Origin of the sequence: Photobacterium sp. 53610 (genome assembly GCF_036409375.1) — a bacterium.
Lineage (GTDB): Bacteria > Pseudomonadota > Gammaproteobacteria > Enterobacterales > Vibrionaceae > Photobacterium.
The window spans coordinates 254285-269581 of the sequence record NZ_JAXOFS010000002.1 but is presented as its reverse complement, the minus strand read 5'-3'; the positions used below and the strand labels follow the sequence as shown (position 1 = coordinate 269581).

Sequence of the window (15297 nt, the reverse complement as noted above, 5' to 3'; positions counted from 1 at the left end):
TTTTGTGCTGAATCAAACCTGAATTTGGCGCACATGATAAGATTGACGTTTTGCTGTCACCCGAGATGATGTATGCAGATCGTTGATAAAGCCTCAGCACTTCGCATCCCCCCGTTTTTTCGTCTGGCCTTCCGGCCGTTCTTTCTGTCAGCCAGCCTGTTTTCAGTCGTTGCAATGTTACTGTGGGCGCTGTTTTGGTCAGGTAACGCGCTACTCCCGATGTATGGTCATCCTATTTGGTGGCATGCTCATGAGATGTTGATCGGTTTTACGGGCGCCATGATTGTCGGATTTCTTTTGACGGCCGTTCAAAACTGGACAGGGGTGCCCGGAGTAAATGGATGGAAGCTGGCATCCATCTTTTTTGCCTGGCTTGCGGCACGTTTTCTTTTGTTGCTTGCTTCACCGCATTTCGCATGGATGATCATCGATCAGGCATGGCTCATCCTTGCCCTTTGCTATCTTGCAATTCCTATCATGGTCAGAAGACAGTGGCGAAACCTGTTTTTTGTGCCGCTTCTGTGTATGCTGCTATTTTTGAATATTCGCATGCATGGTGTCACCCTGGGCTGGGGAACGGTTGGGCTAAGAGGTATTGCATTGCAAATCGTTCTGTTAATTGCGGTACTGATGTCTGTGATGGGAGGGAGAGTGATTCCGTTTTTCACGGCCAGAGGAACGCAAACAGAGCCGATTACACGTATTCCATGGTGTGAACATCTTGCACTTTGGCCTATGTGGCTGGTTTTTCTTGCGGCTGTGGTGATAAACCCTGAGTTGCCTTCATCTTGGTTCGGCTGGCTGTGTGTGGTTTCAGCATTGGCGCAAATTCCGCGTATTTTGCGGTGGCGCAGTCTGAAAACTGTCAGAATTCCTTTGCTCTGGATGTTACATCTGGCTTTTTACGCCACAATACTGGGCGTATTGCTGATAGGCTTGTCGCAATTGATGCCGCAATCAGTCAGTTACAGTATCGCAGTACATGTACTGACGGTGGGTGGTATTGGTTGTATGGTGCTGGCGATGATAGCGCGTGTCTCCTTAGGGCATACAGGTCGAATCTTGCAGACTGGAAAATGGATACAGCTGGCATTTGTTGCTTTGGTGTTTGCACTGTGTGTCAGAACTTTACTGATTGCGTTCTTTCCATCGCTCACTATGCAGGCTTATGTTTTATCAGCATTATTGTGGTCGCTATCTTTCGGGATTTTTGCCGTGGTCTTCTGGCCCATTTTAACGCGCGCGCGTCCGGACGGGCACCCAGGGTAGGCGCAAATGAATTGAAAGTGACACACCCCGGAAGAGTCGTTAGAATAGCCTCCCTTTCAGATTGATGTACAGGACCCGTTATGTTTGGTGACTCGTCTGTTTCTCTGTCTCATGCAGAGCAGCAAAAAGCAGCAGAGAAAATTCATGAGCTGATGGCAACAGGTATGAGCAGCGGCGAAGCGATTAGATTAGTTGCTGAGCAGATCCGCCAGGAAAAAAGCGAAAGCAAAGAAAGTTAATCTGCCTGGAACTGTGTTTATAGAAAAGGGGCTTTGCATGATCGCAAAGCCCCTTTTTGAATGTTTGAGAGTTGCCGTTATTCTGCGTCGTCGTAGATCGTCGGAATGGGCTGTCGCTTATGCTGGGTTGCGCGATAAATACCGGTTAATTTTTCTTTGACCGAATCGCTGACTGCTTTTCCTTCGAGGAAATCATCAATTTCGTCATAGCTCAGCTGGAGTGCATCTTCGTCGGCTTTCTGCGGCGTCAGACATTCTAAATCTGCCGTCGGAACTTTGTGCACGAGTTCGTGTGGTGCGCCCAGATAATCTGCAATCTGGCGAACCTGACGTTTACTTAAGCCAAAGAGGGGGGCAAGGTCACATGCACCATCACCCCATTTGGTGTAAAACCCCGTAATGTTTTCAGCGGAATGGTCAGTTCCCAGTACCAGGCCGCCAACAAGGCCGGCAATTTCATACTGTGCAATCATGCGGGTACGTGCTTTGACATTCCCTTTGACGAAGTCGACTTTGCCTTCATCCTGAGGGATCAGATCTGTATGGGCCAGAGCATCCAGCGTAGCGGCATGTGTGCCATCAACACCGTTTTTGATATTGACTGAGACTGAATGCGAGGGCTGGATAAACTGAAGTGCCAGCTGCGCTTCATCTTCATCATGTTGTTCACCATAAGGCAGGCGTACGGCAATAAACTGATAATCTGAAGACTGCGCTTCCTGATTCAGTCCGTCTACCGCAAGTTGCGCAAGGCGCCCACAAGTTGTGGAGTCAACACCGCCGCTGATTCCCAGTACCAGGGATTTGCAGTTTGCTTGCTTCAGTTTCTTCTGGATGAAGGCAACGCGGCGCTGAACTTCAAACTCCGCATTAATGATTGGGAGAACCTGCATTTCTGCGCGGATCAGTTGTTCCATGACTTGAATCCTCTTCACTTTGGCCATTTTCTGGGCATTTGACACCGAATCGTGGCTTCAGCGTAAAATTGTATTAAACCTTTTATAAAATCATGCGATAACTCTGTAGTTGGATCAATGCTGAATGATAAAGAAAATGGTATTTTTCATATTATTCTGCGCGGTAGTGAGGCGATAGATGCATGACAAATAAAATCGCTGTGTTTGGCAGCGCGTTTAATCCACCAAGTCTGGGACACAAATCTGTTCTGGAACGATTATCGCATTTTGATTTGGTTTTATTATTACCCAGTTATTCTCATGCCTGGGGAAAAGTCATGCTAAAATATGAATCCCGTTGCAAACTCATTGATGCTTTTATTGCTGACTTAAAGCTGCCTAATTTGTCTCTTTGTCGTATTGAAGAAGAAATTGCAAAAAATGATCAGGTCGTAACGACTTACGATGTGCTTGAATCATTACAGGTAAAATATCCGGATTCAGAACTGACCTTTGTCGTTGGTCCTGATAATTTCCTCAATTTTTCAAAGTTTTACAGGGCGAATGATATTCTGATGAAATGGCAGATATTGGCTTGCCCGGAAACGGTTCCAATCAGAAGTACGACTATTCGTGATAATATTGTCAAAAATGGGTCAATTTCACATTTAACGACGCCCGGTGTCGTTAGAATAATCGCACAAGAGCAATATTATGCTCAGAATTCTGGCTGAAAATAAAACAATCGCAGTGTTTAGGTCGCCTCTGGTTCATGGGTATGGCAACTATCATTAAGGGTCATTTGTGAGTGCTTATATTCGAAAATTTCACTTCGCTCTTTTGCATATTGGGTTGTGGTCATTTTCGTTTTCAGCAAATGCTTTGCCTTGTCATTTTTATAGTCAAAATCAGCTGAAGTCGATGTCAGAAGACGAGCGAGGCGCCTATTTGTCGACCTGTGTACAACCACTGGATGCAGGACAAGGCGCTGCGACGTCAACGCAACAGTTTGCGACAGGTGAAAGCAGTGTTCACTGGAACGCAGAACATGATGTAAAAGAAAGCTCTTTCTGGGATAACTGGCAATCGCAATCAGGCGAGCCGCTGATCAAAGAAAATACATCTTCAACTTTTTACGGGGTGGGTTTGTGGCTGCCAAAAAAGTATGAGGATCTGGATATCCTGACCTTTGAAGACGCGAAAGAATGGGTCAGGAAACATGGTGTATTGATGAGCGTAGGGCTGGGTTCAAATGACAGTCAGTCCACCAAATATCGTCTGGACTACATGTGGCATGAAGACGAAAAGGATGGTGTGATGCTTCAGATCGAGATTCCTATTCAGTAAAACTGACAGAGAATAAAGACCCGGTTGTCTGAAACAGGCAACTGGGTCTTTTTTTAGCGCGATATTGAGCAAAAATTTCAGAATTCCCGGCCTGTCAGGGTTTGGGCTAGCGTCTGAAGATGGTCTAATTGGCACTTCAGATCTTGAGCGATCTGTTCGGCTTTTCTGCCTGAGCGAGAAAGTTTCTGTGCTTCCCGAATAAGTAAGCAAGCTGTCAGTTCACTGATACTGATGCCAAGTATCGTTTCGACGGAAGCTAATTGCTCTGAGGACGCTGTGGTTTGTCCCTCAAGCAGCTCGCTGAGGACAGATTGCAGTTTTGCTGGCAAAGCCGGGCACAGTCGCTCGGTGGTCGGCTTGAACAGAGCAGCCTGATCAGCAACAACCGCTAATAAACGATTTTCAGGGCTATCATTGCTCTGAGGAGAAACATGTGCGCGGCGGAGTTCATCCAGCAACGCCAACAGAAGCGGACTGAGACGGATAAAGCCGGCTTGTCCGCAGAGTGGCTGGTGCAATCTGGCAGAGAATTGAACTTTGTCATAGTGACATCCAGGCAAAACCGTGAGTGCGTGCAGGCATTCAAACGGAACCCAAAAGCCTGTCCCTGCGGTCAATGTGTACTCATGTTTACCAAGACGGACAAGAGCAATGCCCTGACGGACGACAATAAGGTATGCGGTGATGTTTTTCCTGCGGGAACCGACATGGAGAAATGCCTGTTCAACCTGAGAGTATTCAATAGCCTGGTTCATGGTGTTCCTCTGAATTAAAGCCCGCACATAGTGTTCGGTTTTATCCGAAGGGTCAAGATCAGATAACTTTGCCGGAAAAGAAAATGATTGATTGGTCAGACCTCCAACCATTAGAGTGTTTGTGGCCGATCATTGGGTAAATCAACAAATCTGCGTAGAATAGCGCGGTTTTAAACTAGACGAAGCAAAATAGTGCAAACAGAGAACGATATTTATCAAGACATCCGTCCTTACAATGATGCAGAAGTCAGTGGGGCGATTCAGCGTTTAATCAATGACGATGAATTCATCAATGCTATCCTGAATTACCGTTTCCGGCAGCTTTCCGGTGTGTTCGGCTGGCTGTTACGTCCGTTGATCAAGCGTTTTCTTGTTCGTAAGTGGTCCAGCGTGAAGTCTGTTGAAGACGTGCAGTTGCAAGTGGCGAAGTATATGGCTGCGACCATTGAACATTCCTGTGACGGTGTCACACATTCTGGTCTGGATAAGCTTGACCCGAATAAAGCCTATCTTTTTATTTCTAACCATCGAGACATTGCGATGGACCCGGCCATGGTGAACTGGTGCCTGTACCATAACGGGATGAATACGGTTCGTATTGCCATTGGTGATAATCTGCTGAAAAAGCCTTGTGCAACTGAGTTGATGCGCCTGAATAAAAGTTTCATTGTCAAACGCTCCGCAAAAGCGCCGCGTGAGATGATGAAAGCTCTGGGATTGTTGTCAGACTACATTACCCACTCGATTGAAACGGGTCACTCCATCTGGATTGCTCAAAAAGAAGGGCGTGCAAAGGATGGCAATGATAAGACAGATCCTGCGTTGCTGAAGATGTTCTATATGGAAGGCCGCAAGCGTAAGCAGTCGTTTGCGGAATTTATGTCTCAGCTGCACATTGTGCCTGTTGCGATTTCTTATGAAAACGACCCGTGTGACCTGGCCAAAGCGGTAGAGCTGGATGCGAAGCGTACCACCGGTACTTATGAGAAAGGTGAGTTCGAAGACATCGAAAGCATTGTGCAGGGGATTGTTGGTGAAAAGCGTCGGGTACATGTCAGCTTTGGTGATGTTATTACGGAACCTTTTGAATCACCGGAAGCATTGGCGGATGAAATTGACCGTCAGATCACCAACATCTATCATCTTTTCCCTGCAAATCTGATTGCAGCTGATATGGATGATGCATCAGTCACTGAAGATGAAAAAGCGAAATTCGCAGCAAAGCTGGCCGCACAACCCGACAGTGTTGCCGAGATTATGAAGCAAATGTATGCCTTTCCGGCGCGCAAGAAAAATCAGTGCTCATCTGACTGATATATATCACAGGAGTGTGGTTCAGAACTCTTTGTCATCCGTGGATGTTTCTAAAGTTCTGACCACAGTCTCTGGTGAGATCAACTCGACCCGGCTGTTCGAACCAGAAGTGACCGGGTCACCTTGTCCTTGTGCAACCACCTGGATTCGTTCTTCTTCAATGCCATACACTGAAGCAATATAGATTGCGACACTGAAGGCCCGTTCGTAAGACAGGGCCATATTATCTTCTTCATTATCGCTTTCAGAACTGTGTCCAATCACAATCACATTGCTGTCCGGGTGTCGTCTGAGACGAACAGCAATCGGGTCAATTTTCAACTGTTCCTGTTGTGATAATTCAAAACTGCCAGGGTCAAAGTAGACTGTTTCCCGAACTTCCGGGATTTCCGTCAGAATGACTTTTGGGGCCGGCGGTGGTTCTGTCGTTTGAACTTCTGCTGAGGGGGCTGAAGTGGTGACAGCAGGCGTCTTTTCTTCCTGTGTTGCGCAACCAGAAAAAAAGAGGACTGCGGACAACATCATGAAATATGGAGAGTTTCCTGAAATGTGTCTGAAGTTAAGTAACATGACCGGGCACCTGTCTGAACTTCTTATAGGTGTAGAACAGTCCGCCCGGTTCCTCAACTGCAGTTCTAAGACGAAATTTTTCGGTGTCAGCCTGGCTGAAATGGATGGGTGTTCATCCACTCAGCCATAAAGTCAATAAATGCACGCACCTTAGGTGCAAGATACTTATGTCTGGGGTAAACCGCATACATGGGTAATGCCAACTCGGGTTTCCATTCAGGTAACAGCTGAACCAGCTGCTGTGTTTTCAGTTCATCATGAATGAGGTAAGTGGCCAGATAAGCAATGCCGGCGCCGGCTTTGGTTGCTTCCAAAACAGCGGGCGCATTGTTGATTCGGTAACTGCCAGTAACGCGAACTGACTCTTTCACGCCTTCTCTGGCGAACTCCCACTGAACATATTTTCGCTCACGGCTTTCATAGGTAATACAGTTATGTTTCCTGAGATCAGCCGGTGAGGTGGGTTGACCGTACCGGGCAATATAGTCAGGAGAGGCGACAACCATAAATTCACAGTCAACCAGCTTTTTCGCAACCATGCCTTCAGGAGGATGTTCGTGTATTGCCAGCCAGCAATCAAAACCTTCCTCGAGCAGGTTGGGGCGGTGATCGAAGAGACTGATCTCCAGTTCAAGCTCCGGATTTTCACGCTGGAAAGCCACCATCGCAGGGGTGATATTGGTGTTTCCGAATGACTGCGCGACACCGATACGCAACACACCTTTTATTTCATTCCGGTATCCTGCCACCATGGCTTCGGCTTCTTTGACTGTATCCAGAAGTTGTTGCCCAAATTCAGCATATTGTAGGCCGATGTCAGTCAGTGCCACGGTGCGTGTGCTGCGTTGAACCAGCTGACAACCTAATCTTTCTTCCAGAAAGCGAATCTGTTTACTGACCTGGGATTTGGAAATACCCAGGTGTTCTGCGGCCCGGGTAAAGTTCTGCTCATGACTGACTGAAGCCAGGATCACCATTTGTTGCAAATTTTCCAGCATGAAGGAATTACCTGAAATATTTCATACATACATCAGACATAGAATTGTCATTTTTACGGTAAAGAGCGTGTATCGCGCTTTACATTGTTTTCTAGTGTAAACAATCAAGGTATATTTCGGTAGCTATGATCAGAGATTCAGTGATTAAAAAGTGCTATTCATCACTAGAACCCGTTTTGCAGGTGTTTTGGTCTTTCCTGGTTTTAGGCCTGGGTAGTTTTGGCGGGCCTGCAGCCCATATGGGTTACTTTCAACGAACATTTGTTCAGCAAAAACAGTGGCTGAATGATAGTGACTTTTCTCAGGCGACGGCTTTATGCCAATTTTTACCCGGACCAGCGAGTAGTCAGCTTGGCATGTTTATCGGGTTCAGAAAGGCCGGCTACTGGGGCGCTGTTGCGGCATTCCTTGGGTTTACATTGCCATCCGCTATTTTGCTGACCGTTCTTGCAATTCTTGACAGTCAAAACACGCAGGCGGCATGGGTATATCACGTCATTCAGGCAGCAAAACTCCTGGCCGTGATTGTGGTTGCAGATGCTTTGCTGGGGATGGTCAGGAAAAATCTGACGAATGTGCTGATGTTTGTCATTACTGTCTGCACTGCAGTCAGTGTCTTTTTTTCTTCAGGATTAAGTGGTCAATTATTGCCGATTCTGATTGCTGCGTGTCTGGGTTATGTACTTTCGTTCAAAACGCCCGTGAAGCGGATGGTTCAGCATGCTGAAAATGAAATGATGAGGCTGAACTGGCTCCCGCTGATGATGTTTGTTGTGATGCTCATCGGGTTACCATTGCTGAGTGGGTATGCCAAAGCCTGGGATATCTTCAACAGCTTTTATCAGGCGGGGAGTTTTGTCTTTGGTGGCGGGCATGTAGTACTGCCGTTACTCGAACCTTTGGTTCAGCATTGGATTGATGCAGATACCTTTATCAGCGCTTATGCTTCGGCACAGCTCGTGCCCGGACCCATGTTTACCATGGCTAGTTTTCTTGGTGCTGCGTCAATGCCTGAAACGCCATTATGGGGAAGTGTGCTGGCCACAATTGCCATTTTTTTGCCGGGTAGCCTGTTATTGTTTGCATTTCTTCCGGCCTGGCAACGGCTTTTACAGTATCAGCGGTTACAGCTCTCCATCAAAACGATTACTGCTGCTGTTGTCGGGCTCTTAATTGGTGCCTGGATTGACCCTGTGCTCTCAACATCAATCAACAGTCTCTGGGATGTGATTGTAGTTTGCAGCGGCTTTTATTTACTGAAGTTTCGTAATATGCCGGTTTGGCTATTGGCTTTATTACTGATTGGGTTTGTGTTTGTCAGTGCAATGTCGTAGATTATCAGCAGCGCAAGGTGTGTTGCTTTTCGTCTTAACGCACTATAACTTTATATGATGAAAGAAAAAAGAAAGAAGTCCTGAGAACAGAATTGTTTCAGAGACCTCTTTCAGCTAAGTCTACTCAGATCTGAATGATTAAAGCATGATTTTTGATTTTCAGCTCCGGACGAGCGGTCTTCAGAAGTGATTGTTTAAAATCTTCTTCCTGAAGCTTATAAACTGGGATTTTAAGCAGATATTGCCCAACAATCTCAATCAATGGTGAAAGCACCTGACTGCTGGCAAACGGCCCTAAAGTATTTGGTGAGATATCCAGCGATTCAACCTTCAGATTGTTCAGATAGACTGCGCCTTCGCTTTTGTCGTAGTAGGGGATTGCACTAAAGTTAACATTGATTGCGACTTTTTGCTGAGGCTGACCTTTGATACTGATATCTGCTTTAGATTTGGCTTCAAGATTGATGCGATCTGATGCGGCACGGCCAATCCCCACTTTGATATCGTTGAAAAGGACATGTGCCTGGACAAAGCTGCCCACATTAACTTTTTGCTCTACTTTTGCTTGCTTATCCAGATAGCCCTGAACATCTTGTTCCGTAATGCTGTAACTGGCGCATGACGTCAAAAAGATGACAGATGTGATAAAACACAGTTTTCTAAAAATCATGATCTCAATACTGCTTCGCTGTGAAAGGGATAACCCCAATTATGGTGAAGATACTAAAGCCTGCCAAGCAGTTAGCATGTCAGCATCGTGTTAAAAATGACCAATTAAAAAAGCCTGACAGATGGTCAGGCTTTTACTTCAGACAGATACAATCTTAAGCGGTTTCAGAAAACAACACTTCAAGGCTGTAATTTTCGCGCTGAAGTGCATTCTTCAGCTTGTTCAGAGAACTGACTTGCAGCTGACGAATTCGTTCTCGTGTGAGCCCGACTTCTTCAGCGACCTCCTGAAGGGTTTGTGCTTCATAACCAAGTAACCCAAAACGGCGACACAGAATCTCTCTGTCTCTTTCATTCAGCGTTTTCAGCATGGTAACTGCCAGTGCATGAATATCAGATTGATCAAGAGAGGTATCTGGCGATGTAATGTTGGTGTCAGCTATAAAAGATGCGATCGAATTGGAATTGCTGTCGTCCGATAAAGATTGATCGATAGAAACGACAGGAGTGTCGTAAGACAGCACTTCCGAAATTTCTTCAACAGTTTTTTGCATTTTTTCAGCAACCTGTTCGTGTGTCGGCTCTTGATTGCTGTTTTTCATCAACTGCTTGTGCGTTCGCAATATGGTGTTAATTTCTTTTGAAACATGCACAGGCAGGCGAATTGTTCTGGCTTGATTGTGAATTGCTCGTTCAATTGTCTGTTTAATCCACCACGTCGCATAAGTTGAGAAACGGAACCCTCTTTCCGGATCAAACTTTTCTACTGCGGTAATCAAACCGATATTTCCTTCATCAATTAAATCGCTCAATTGCATGGTGCTGCCACGATATTTTTTTGCAATGCTGACAACCAAACGCAGGTTACTTTCAATCATGACTGATTTGGCCTGTGGGTCACCCGCTAAACTCTTTCGGCTGTAATGAATTTCCTCTTCTTTAGATAATAAAGATTTGTGAGAAATCTCCTGCAAATACAAATGAATCACATCGGTATCAAAGCTACTTAATTCCTGTGTATTGACATCCATATCTGATCCCCTCTACAAGGTTAGAGCAAGCTTACTAATTTTGGTGTTTTTATTGCAGTACCATAAAACACTAACACACAGACGGTTCACAAGCTATTCACAGAAAGCACAAAGTTGCCTGAAAGGTATATTTATTTGTTATTAGGGGGGCAGAAAAGTCACACCTTTGTTCTTATATGGAATATTTTTTGAGGTTCGAATTTTTTATGTATCATCCAACATTCGGCATGAGCTACTTTGAGGTTGATTTTTTATAGCAAATGATGCTTTATAGTTCAGATATTTAAAATAATTTGACCATTTAATTTTGAGGTCATGCACCATTACAAATGAAACACTTGTTTATCAAACAATAGTCTGAACAGTTGTGAGGGACAAATGGAATTGCAAACATTGTTATTATTTTCATTAGCATCAATAAGCCTTAACTTAGTGCCGGGGCCTGATGTTATTTATATTGTATCCAATACAATGCGCGGAAAAATGCGATCTGGCATTCAGGCAGCACTGGGTTTAGGTGTCGGCTATTTAGGACATACGATGGCGGCAGTCCTGGGTTTGTCCGCGCTGATACTGAATTCAGCTCTTTTATTCAGTATCGTGAAATATTTAGGTGCCGCTTATCTTCTTTACTTGGGTATTTCATCAATCAGAAACTGCATCAAGGGAAAAAGTCAGCTCATTGACTTATCAACATTAGAAAACACATCAAACGTTTTCAAGCAGGGTGTCATCGTCAGTGTTCTAAACCCAAAAGTCGCGCTGTTTTTCCTCTCTTTCTTGCCGCAGTTCGTTGATGTCGCAGCGGGTGATGTCACCACACAGTTGCTGGTTTTGGGTGTTGTATTCAGTGTATTAGCCACAGTCATTAATCTGATGTATGCCATGCTGGGTAATTTTGTATTTGGTAACCCGAAAATGACAGGTTATACGAAAGCCATCGAAGGTGTTTCCGGCGGATTACTGGTCGCCCTGAGTGCCAAGATCGCGATGACTCAACGATAAATGGAGAGTACCGGTGTCAAATGAAACGTTTTGTGTCGTTATGACCACATTCTCAGATGAAAGCGTGGGTGAGAAGCTCATCCACTCTCTGCTGAACCAAAAGCTGGCTGCTTGTGTGCAGGTTCAGTCTATTGATAGTTACTACCACTGGAAGGGACAAATCCAGTCGGATCAAGAAAAACTAGTGATCATTAAAACGACAACCGCTCTTTATCAGGCAGTAGAAGCGGATATTCTGGCGAATCATAATTATGAGACGCCAGAAATTATCTGTTTACCTATAAGAGACGGATATCGTACTTATCTGAACTGGATTCGGGGAGAAACCCAGTCCTTATCTCGTTAATCACATAGAACGATAGTTTGGACCGCTGCCTCCCTCAGGCGGAGTCCACTGAATATTTTGCGATGGGTCTTTAATATCGCAGGTTTTACAGTGGATACAATTTCCGGCATTAATCTGGAAGACTGGCTTACCCGCTTTCTCAACAACTTCATAGACTCCAGCCGGGCAGTAACGCTGACTCGGCTCATCATAGAGCGATAAATGCGTTTCAATCGGAATGTTCTGATCAGCCAGCCGTAAATGACACGGCTGGTTTTCTTCGTGTTTGATGGTCGATAAAAAAACTGAAGAAGTGCGATCAAAACTCAGTTTACCGTCAGGTTTAGGGTAGATCAGCGGCTTCACCTGTTGGATTGTTTTCAGCGTTTCATGATCGAGTTTATTGTCCTGAACTGACCACAGCGGCTTTTTCACCACATTAAACTCAAGCGCCGCCAGTGCTCCGCCAAGTAACGGACCGAAACGATGAATACCGGCACTGAAATTCTTCGCCTGATAAAGCTCTTCTTTCAGCCAGGAAGCTTCAAACAACGTCTGATAGTCAGGCGCAGTGTGCATGTTGTCTGACATAAGCTCAGTAAAAGTCGCTTCTGCAGCCAACAGGCCGGATTTCATTGCCGTATGTGACCCTTTAATTTTCGCACCATTCAGTGTGCCGGCATCACACCCAATCAGTAATCCCCCCGGAAAACTTTGCTTGGGCAGTGATAAGTAACCACCTTTGGTGATTGCCCTGGCACCATAAGAAATGCGCTCGCCGCCTTCTAAATAACCAGCAAACAAAGGATGATGTTTCATTTGCTGAAACTCATCAAATGGACTGAGATAAGGGTGGCTGTAATTGAGATCAGTAACGAGGCCGACAGAAACAAGATTGTCACCCAGGTGATACATAAAACCGCCGCCTGAGGTCCCGGTCGTACTGAGCGGCCAGCCTGTTGAATGCACCACAAGTCCCGACTGATGCTGTTTTGACGGAATTTGCCAGAGCTCTTTAAAACCAATGGCGAAATGTTGTGGCTGCTTTCCCTCATCTAAGTCAAAACGTTGAATTAATTGTTTACCCAGATGACCGCGGGAACCTTCAGCAAATATTGTGTATTTCGCCTCCAGAATAATTCCGGGCTGAAAGCCTTGTTTTTCAGCCCCTTGCTTATCACGCCCCATATCAGTGGTGATGATGCCCGCGACGGCGCCGGAATCATTCAGATGTAACTCCGCCGCTGCAAAGCCCGGAAAGATTGCAACACCGAGTTCCTCCGCTTGTTGGGCGAGCCAACGGCAGAGCTCTCCTAAACTAATGATATAGTTACCTTCATTATGCAGCGGAGACGGAATGAGGAGTGAAGGCATTCTGAGCTGGTTATACTGATTTGTGAGCCAATAAACCTGATCATCCTTTACTTGTGTACCGAGCGGTACGTCTCGTTCAGACCAGTCCGGGAAGAGTTCATCCAGAGCCCGGGGTTCAAACAACGCACCTGAGATGATATGAGATCCAACTTCTGCTCCTTTCTCGATCACACAAACAGATAATTCTCGCCCGTGTTCATTCGCAAGCTGCATCAGCTTGCACGCTGCGGTTAGTCCTGCCGGCCCGGCACCAACTATCACCACATCGAATGCCATACTTTCCCTCTCCATGCCCAATCCTATTACTCCAATCCATTTGTCTAAGACTAACTGTAGTCCAGTTGACGTAAACGTAAACCCGAACCACACTTTATGAAACACACCTCATCGGCTGATAAGCCTGTTTAAGTTGTTGGGCGAATAAGCAGCAGGCCGTGTTTCTTTTTCTATCTTATTGATTTGCAAAGGAGCAGCTTGTGAAAGTATTGGTTGCAATAAAAAGGGTAATAGACCCTTACGTGAAGATTCGAGTGAAATCTGATGGTTCTGGCGTTGAACAAAATAACGTAAAAATGGCGATGAACCCATTTTGCGAAATTGCTGTTGAAGAAGCCGTTCGGCTGAAAGAAGCGGGTACTGCCACTGAAGTGATTGTGATGTCGGCCGGTGAAACTGTCTGTCAGGAACAGTTACGAACTGCACTGGCGTTAGGAGTAGACCGGGCAATTCATATTGAGGTGCCAGCCCAGATTGAGCCACTGAATGTTGCCGGGATTATCCACGCCGTCATGAAAAATGAATCACCAGATCTGGTGATTTTGGGTAAACAGTCGATTGATTCCGACAATAATCAGGTCGCCCAAATGCTGGCAGCCATCGCAAATTTGCCACAAGGAACTTTTGCCTCTCATATTGAAGTCACGGATCGTCAGGTGAATGTGACAAGGGAAGTTGATGGAGGTCTTGAGACCGTGAAGCTGAACTTGCCAGCTGTCATCAGCACAGATCTCCGTCTCAATGAACCTCGCTATGCCTCGTTGCCGAATATTATGAAAGCGAAACAGAAACCGCTTGAGGTGATTTCTTTAGAAACACTTGGTGTGACGCTGTCACAGCATCATGAAGTTTTAGAAGTCATGACACCAGCTGCCCGAAAAGGCGGAGAGAAAGTCGGCTCAGTTGCAGAGCTTGTCGACAAACTAAAAAATGAAGCCAAGGTGATCTCATGAGTGTACTTATTGTTGCTGAACACAATAACCAGGTGCTGGCTCCTGAGACAGCAAAAGTGATTCAGGCGAGTCAGGCCATTTATGCAGAGTGCAAAGTGCTGGTCGCCGGTCATCAGTGTGGTTCTGTTGCAGAAGCTGTTGCTGGTATCAATGGTGTAAGTGAAGTGTTACTCGTTGATCATCAGGTCTATGAACACTGGTTGGCTGAAAACATGTCCGCGTTGATCGCTGAACTTTCTGGTGATTATTCTCATATCCTGATGGCGGCAACAACGACCGGGAAAAATGTATTGCCAAGGGTCGCAGGATTACTAAGCGTTGGGATGTTTGCTGATGTGATCAGTATTGAATCTGCAGATACCGTTATTCGTCCCGTGTACGCCGGGAATGCGCTGGCGAGAGTGAAATCAACAGACAGTAAAATTCTGATGACAATCAGAACGTCTTCTTTTGAGGCTGCCCCAGAGGCAGGCGAGCGTTCCACAATCACTCCGCTGGATAAAGCGATTGAATCATCTTTGTCGGCATATATCTCCAGTGAAGTAACAGAAAGTGATCGTCCCGAGTTACCTGTAGCCCGGGTGGTGGTATCCGGTGGGCGAGGATTGGGAGATAAAGCGCACTTTGCGTTAATTGAACAATTAGCAGACAAACTTGGTGGTGCAGTCGGAGCATCCCGTGCAGCTGTCGATGCAGGGTTTGTATCCAATGATTTACAAGTTGGACAGACAGGTAAAATTGTTGCGCCTGAGCTATATATTGCAGTCGGGATATCGGGAGCAATTCAGCACTTAGCCGGTATGAAAGATGCAAAAGTGATCGTCGCGATCAACAAGGATCCTGAGGCGCCGATTTTCGAAGTTGCCGACTACGGCTTGGTGGGAGATTTATTTGAAATTCTGCCAGAGCTGATTGATTCACTCTGAAGCACGAAACTGAACA

General features: G+C 45.8%; 17 protein-coding genes. 10 read left to right on the top strand and 7 right to left on the bottom strand.

Going from position 1 to position 15297, the window contains the following annotated elements:
- The first annotated feature begins 72 nt into the window (after positions 1-72).
- Entirely contained in the window at positions 73-1269 is a 1197-nt protein-coding gene (locus tag SPK40_RS07755) for an NnrS family protein (protein ID WP_330960040.1), read from the top strand.
- Positions 1270-1349: 80 nt separating this feature from the next.
- The gene (locus tag SPK40_RS07750; RefSeq protein WP_248142337.1) at positions 1350-1508 is read left to right on the top strand and encodes a YoaH family protein; all 159 of its coding nucleotides are present in this window, start codon (positions 1350-1352) and stop codon (positions 1506-1508) included.
- A gap of 77 nt (positions 1509-1585) precedes the next feature.
- Here the strand turns inward: SPK40_RS07750 and nadE are convergent, their stop codons facing one another.
- Positions 1586-2425 (bottom strand): ammonia-dependent NAD(+) synthetase, encoded by an 840-nt coding sequence (gene nadE / locus SPK40_RS07745; protein WP_330960039.1) that lies wholly within the window; start codon positions 2423-2425, stop codon positions 1586-1588.
- 182 nt (positions 2426-2607) lie between these two features.
- On the opposite strand from nadE, the gene SPK40_RS07740 reads away from it, so the two are divergent.
- Both SPK40_RS07740 and SPK40_RS07735 read left to right on the top strand, forming a co-directional pair.
- Positions 2608-3138, top strand: a complete 531-nt coding sequence (locus tag SPK40_RS07740) for a nicotinate-nicotinamide nucleotide adenylyltransferase (RefSeq protein ID WP_330960038.1) — start codon at positions 2608-2610, stop codon at positions 3136-3138.
- 187 nt (positions 3139-3325) lie between these two features.
- Positions 3326-3751: a hypothetical protein gene (locus tag SPK40_RS07735; RefSeq protein WP_330960037.1), complete on the top strand. Its 426-nt coding sequence runs from the start codon at positions 3326-3328 to the stop codon at positions 3749-3751.
- A 77-nt stretch (positions 3752-3828) separates the two neighbouring features.
- On the opposite strand, the gene SPK40_RS07730 is transcribed toward SPK40_RS07735, so the two are convergent.
- The gene (locus SPK40_RS07730) at positions 3829-4506 is read right to left on the bottom strand and encodes an AraC family ligand binding domain-containing protein (RefSeq protein WP_330960036.1); all 678 of its coding nucleotides are present in this window, start codon (positions 4504-4506) and stop codon (positions 3829-3831) included.
- Positions 4507-4698: 192 nt separating this feature from the next.
- Between SPK40_RS07730 and SPK40_RS07725 the strand changes: the two genes are divergently transcribed.
- Positions 4699-5820, top strand: coding sequence for a 1-acyl-sn-glycerol-3-phosphate acyltransferase (locus tag SPK40_RS07725; RefSeq protein ID WP_330960035.1), 1122 nt, complete (start codon positions 4699-4701; stop codon positions 5818-5820).
- Between the two features lie 21 nt (positions 5821-5841).
- On the opposite strand, the gene SPK40_RS07720 is transcribed toward SPK40_RS07725, so the two are convergent.
- Both SPK40_RS07720 and SPK40_RS07715 read right to left on the bottom strand, forming a co-directional pair.
- Positions 5842-6345, bottom strand: a complete 504-nt coding sequence (locus SPK40_RS07720) for an OmpA family protein (protein WP_330960034.1) — start codon at positions 6343-6345, stop codon at positions 5842-5844.
- Positions 6346-6476: 131 nt separating this feature from the next.
- Positions 6477-7388 (bottom strand): LysR family transcriptional regulator, encoded by a 912-nt coding sequence (locus SPK40_RS07715; protein WP_248142345.1) that lies wholly within the window; start codon positions 7386-7388, stop codon positions 6477-6479.
- A 125-nt stretch (positions 7389-7513) separates the two neighbouring features.
- Between SPK40_RS07715 and chrA the strand changes: the two genes are divergently transcribed.
- Positions 7514-8722 carry a chromate efflux transporter gene (gene chrA, locus SPK40_RS07710; RefSeq protein ID WP_330960033.1) on the top strand — a complete coding sequence of 403 codons (1209 nt, stop codon included), beginning with the start codon at positions 7514-7516 and terminating at the stop codon, positions 8720-8722.
- A 124-nt stretch (positions 8723-8846) separates the two neighbouring features.
- On the opposite strand, the gene SPK40_RS07705 is transcribed toward chrA, so the two are convergent.
- The gene (locus SPK40_RS07705; protein WP_248142349.1) at positions 8847-9392 is read right to left on the bottom strand and encodes a DUF1439 domain-containing protein; all 546 of its coding nucleotides are present in this window, start codon (positions 9390-9392) and stop codon (positions 8847-8849) included.
- A gap of 154 nt (positions 9393-9546) precedes the next feature.
- Positions 9547-10422, bottom strand: coding sequence for an RNA polymerase sigma factor RpoS (rpoS, locus tag SPK40_RS07700; protein ID WP_248142351.1), 876 nt, complete (start codon positions 10420-10422; stop codon positions 9547-9549).
- 378 nt (positions 10423-10800) lie between these two features.
- On the opposite strand from rpoS, the gene SPK40_RS07695 reads away from it, so the two are divergent.
- Positions 10801-11427, top strand: coding sequence for a LysE family translocator (locus SPK40_RS07695; RefSeq protein WP_330960032.1), 627 nt, complete (start codon positions 10801-10803; stop codon positions 11425-11427).
- A gap of 13 nt (positions 11428-11440) precedes the next feature.
- Entirely contained in the window at positions 11441-11773 is a 333-nt protein-coding gene (cutA, locus tag SPK40_RS07690) for a divalent-cation tolerance protein CutA (protein ID WP_330960031.1), read from the top strand.
- Here cutA and SPK40_RS07685 read toward each other — a convergent pair whose 3' ends face one another.
- Complete coding sequence (locus SPK40_RS07685) at positions 11774-13417, bottom strand: electron transfer flavoprotein-ubiquinone oxidoreductase (protein WP_330960030.1); 1644 nt, start codon at positions 13415-13417, stop codon at positions 11774-11776. It lies immediately after the preceding gene.
- A gap of 185 nt (positions 13418-13602) precedes the next feature.
- Here SPK40_RS07685 and SPK40_RS07680 point away from each other — a divergent pair, with 185 nt between their 5' ends.
- Positions 13603-14355 (top strand): electron transfer flavoprotein subunit beta/FixA family protein, encoded by a 753-nt coding sequence (locus tag SPK40_RS07680; RefSeq protein WP_330960029.1) that lies wholly within the window; start codon positions 13603-13605, stop codon positions 14353-14355.
- Complete coding sequence (locus SPK40_RS07675; protein WP_330960028.1) at positions 14352-15281, top strand: electron transfer flavoprotein subunit alpha/FixB family protein; 930 nt, start codon at positions 14352-14354, stop codon at positions 15279-15281. The genes SPK40_RS07680 and SPK40_RS07675 overlap by 4 nt, the downstream gene beginning before the upstream one ends.
- The last annotated feature ends 16 nt before the right edge of the window (positions 15282-15297 follow it).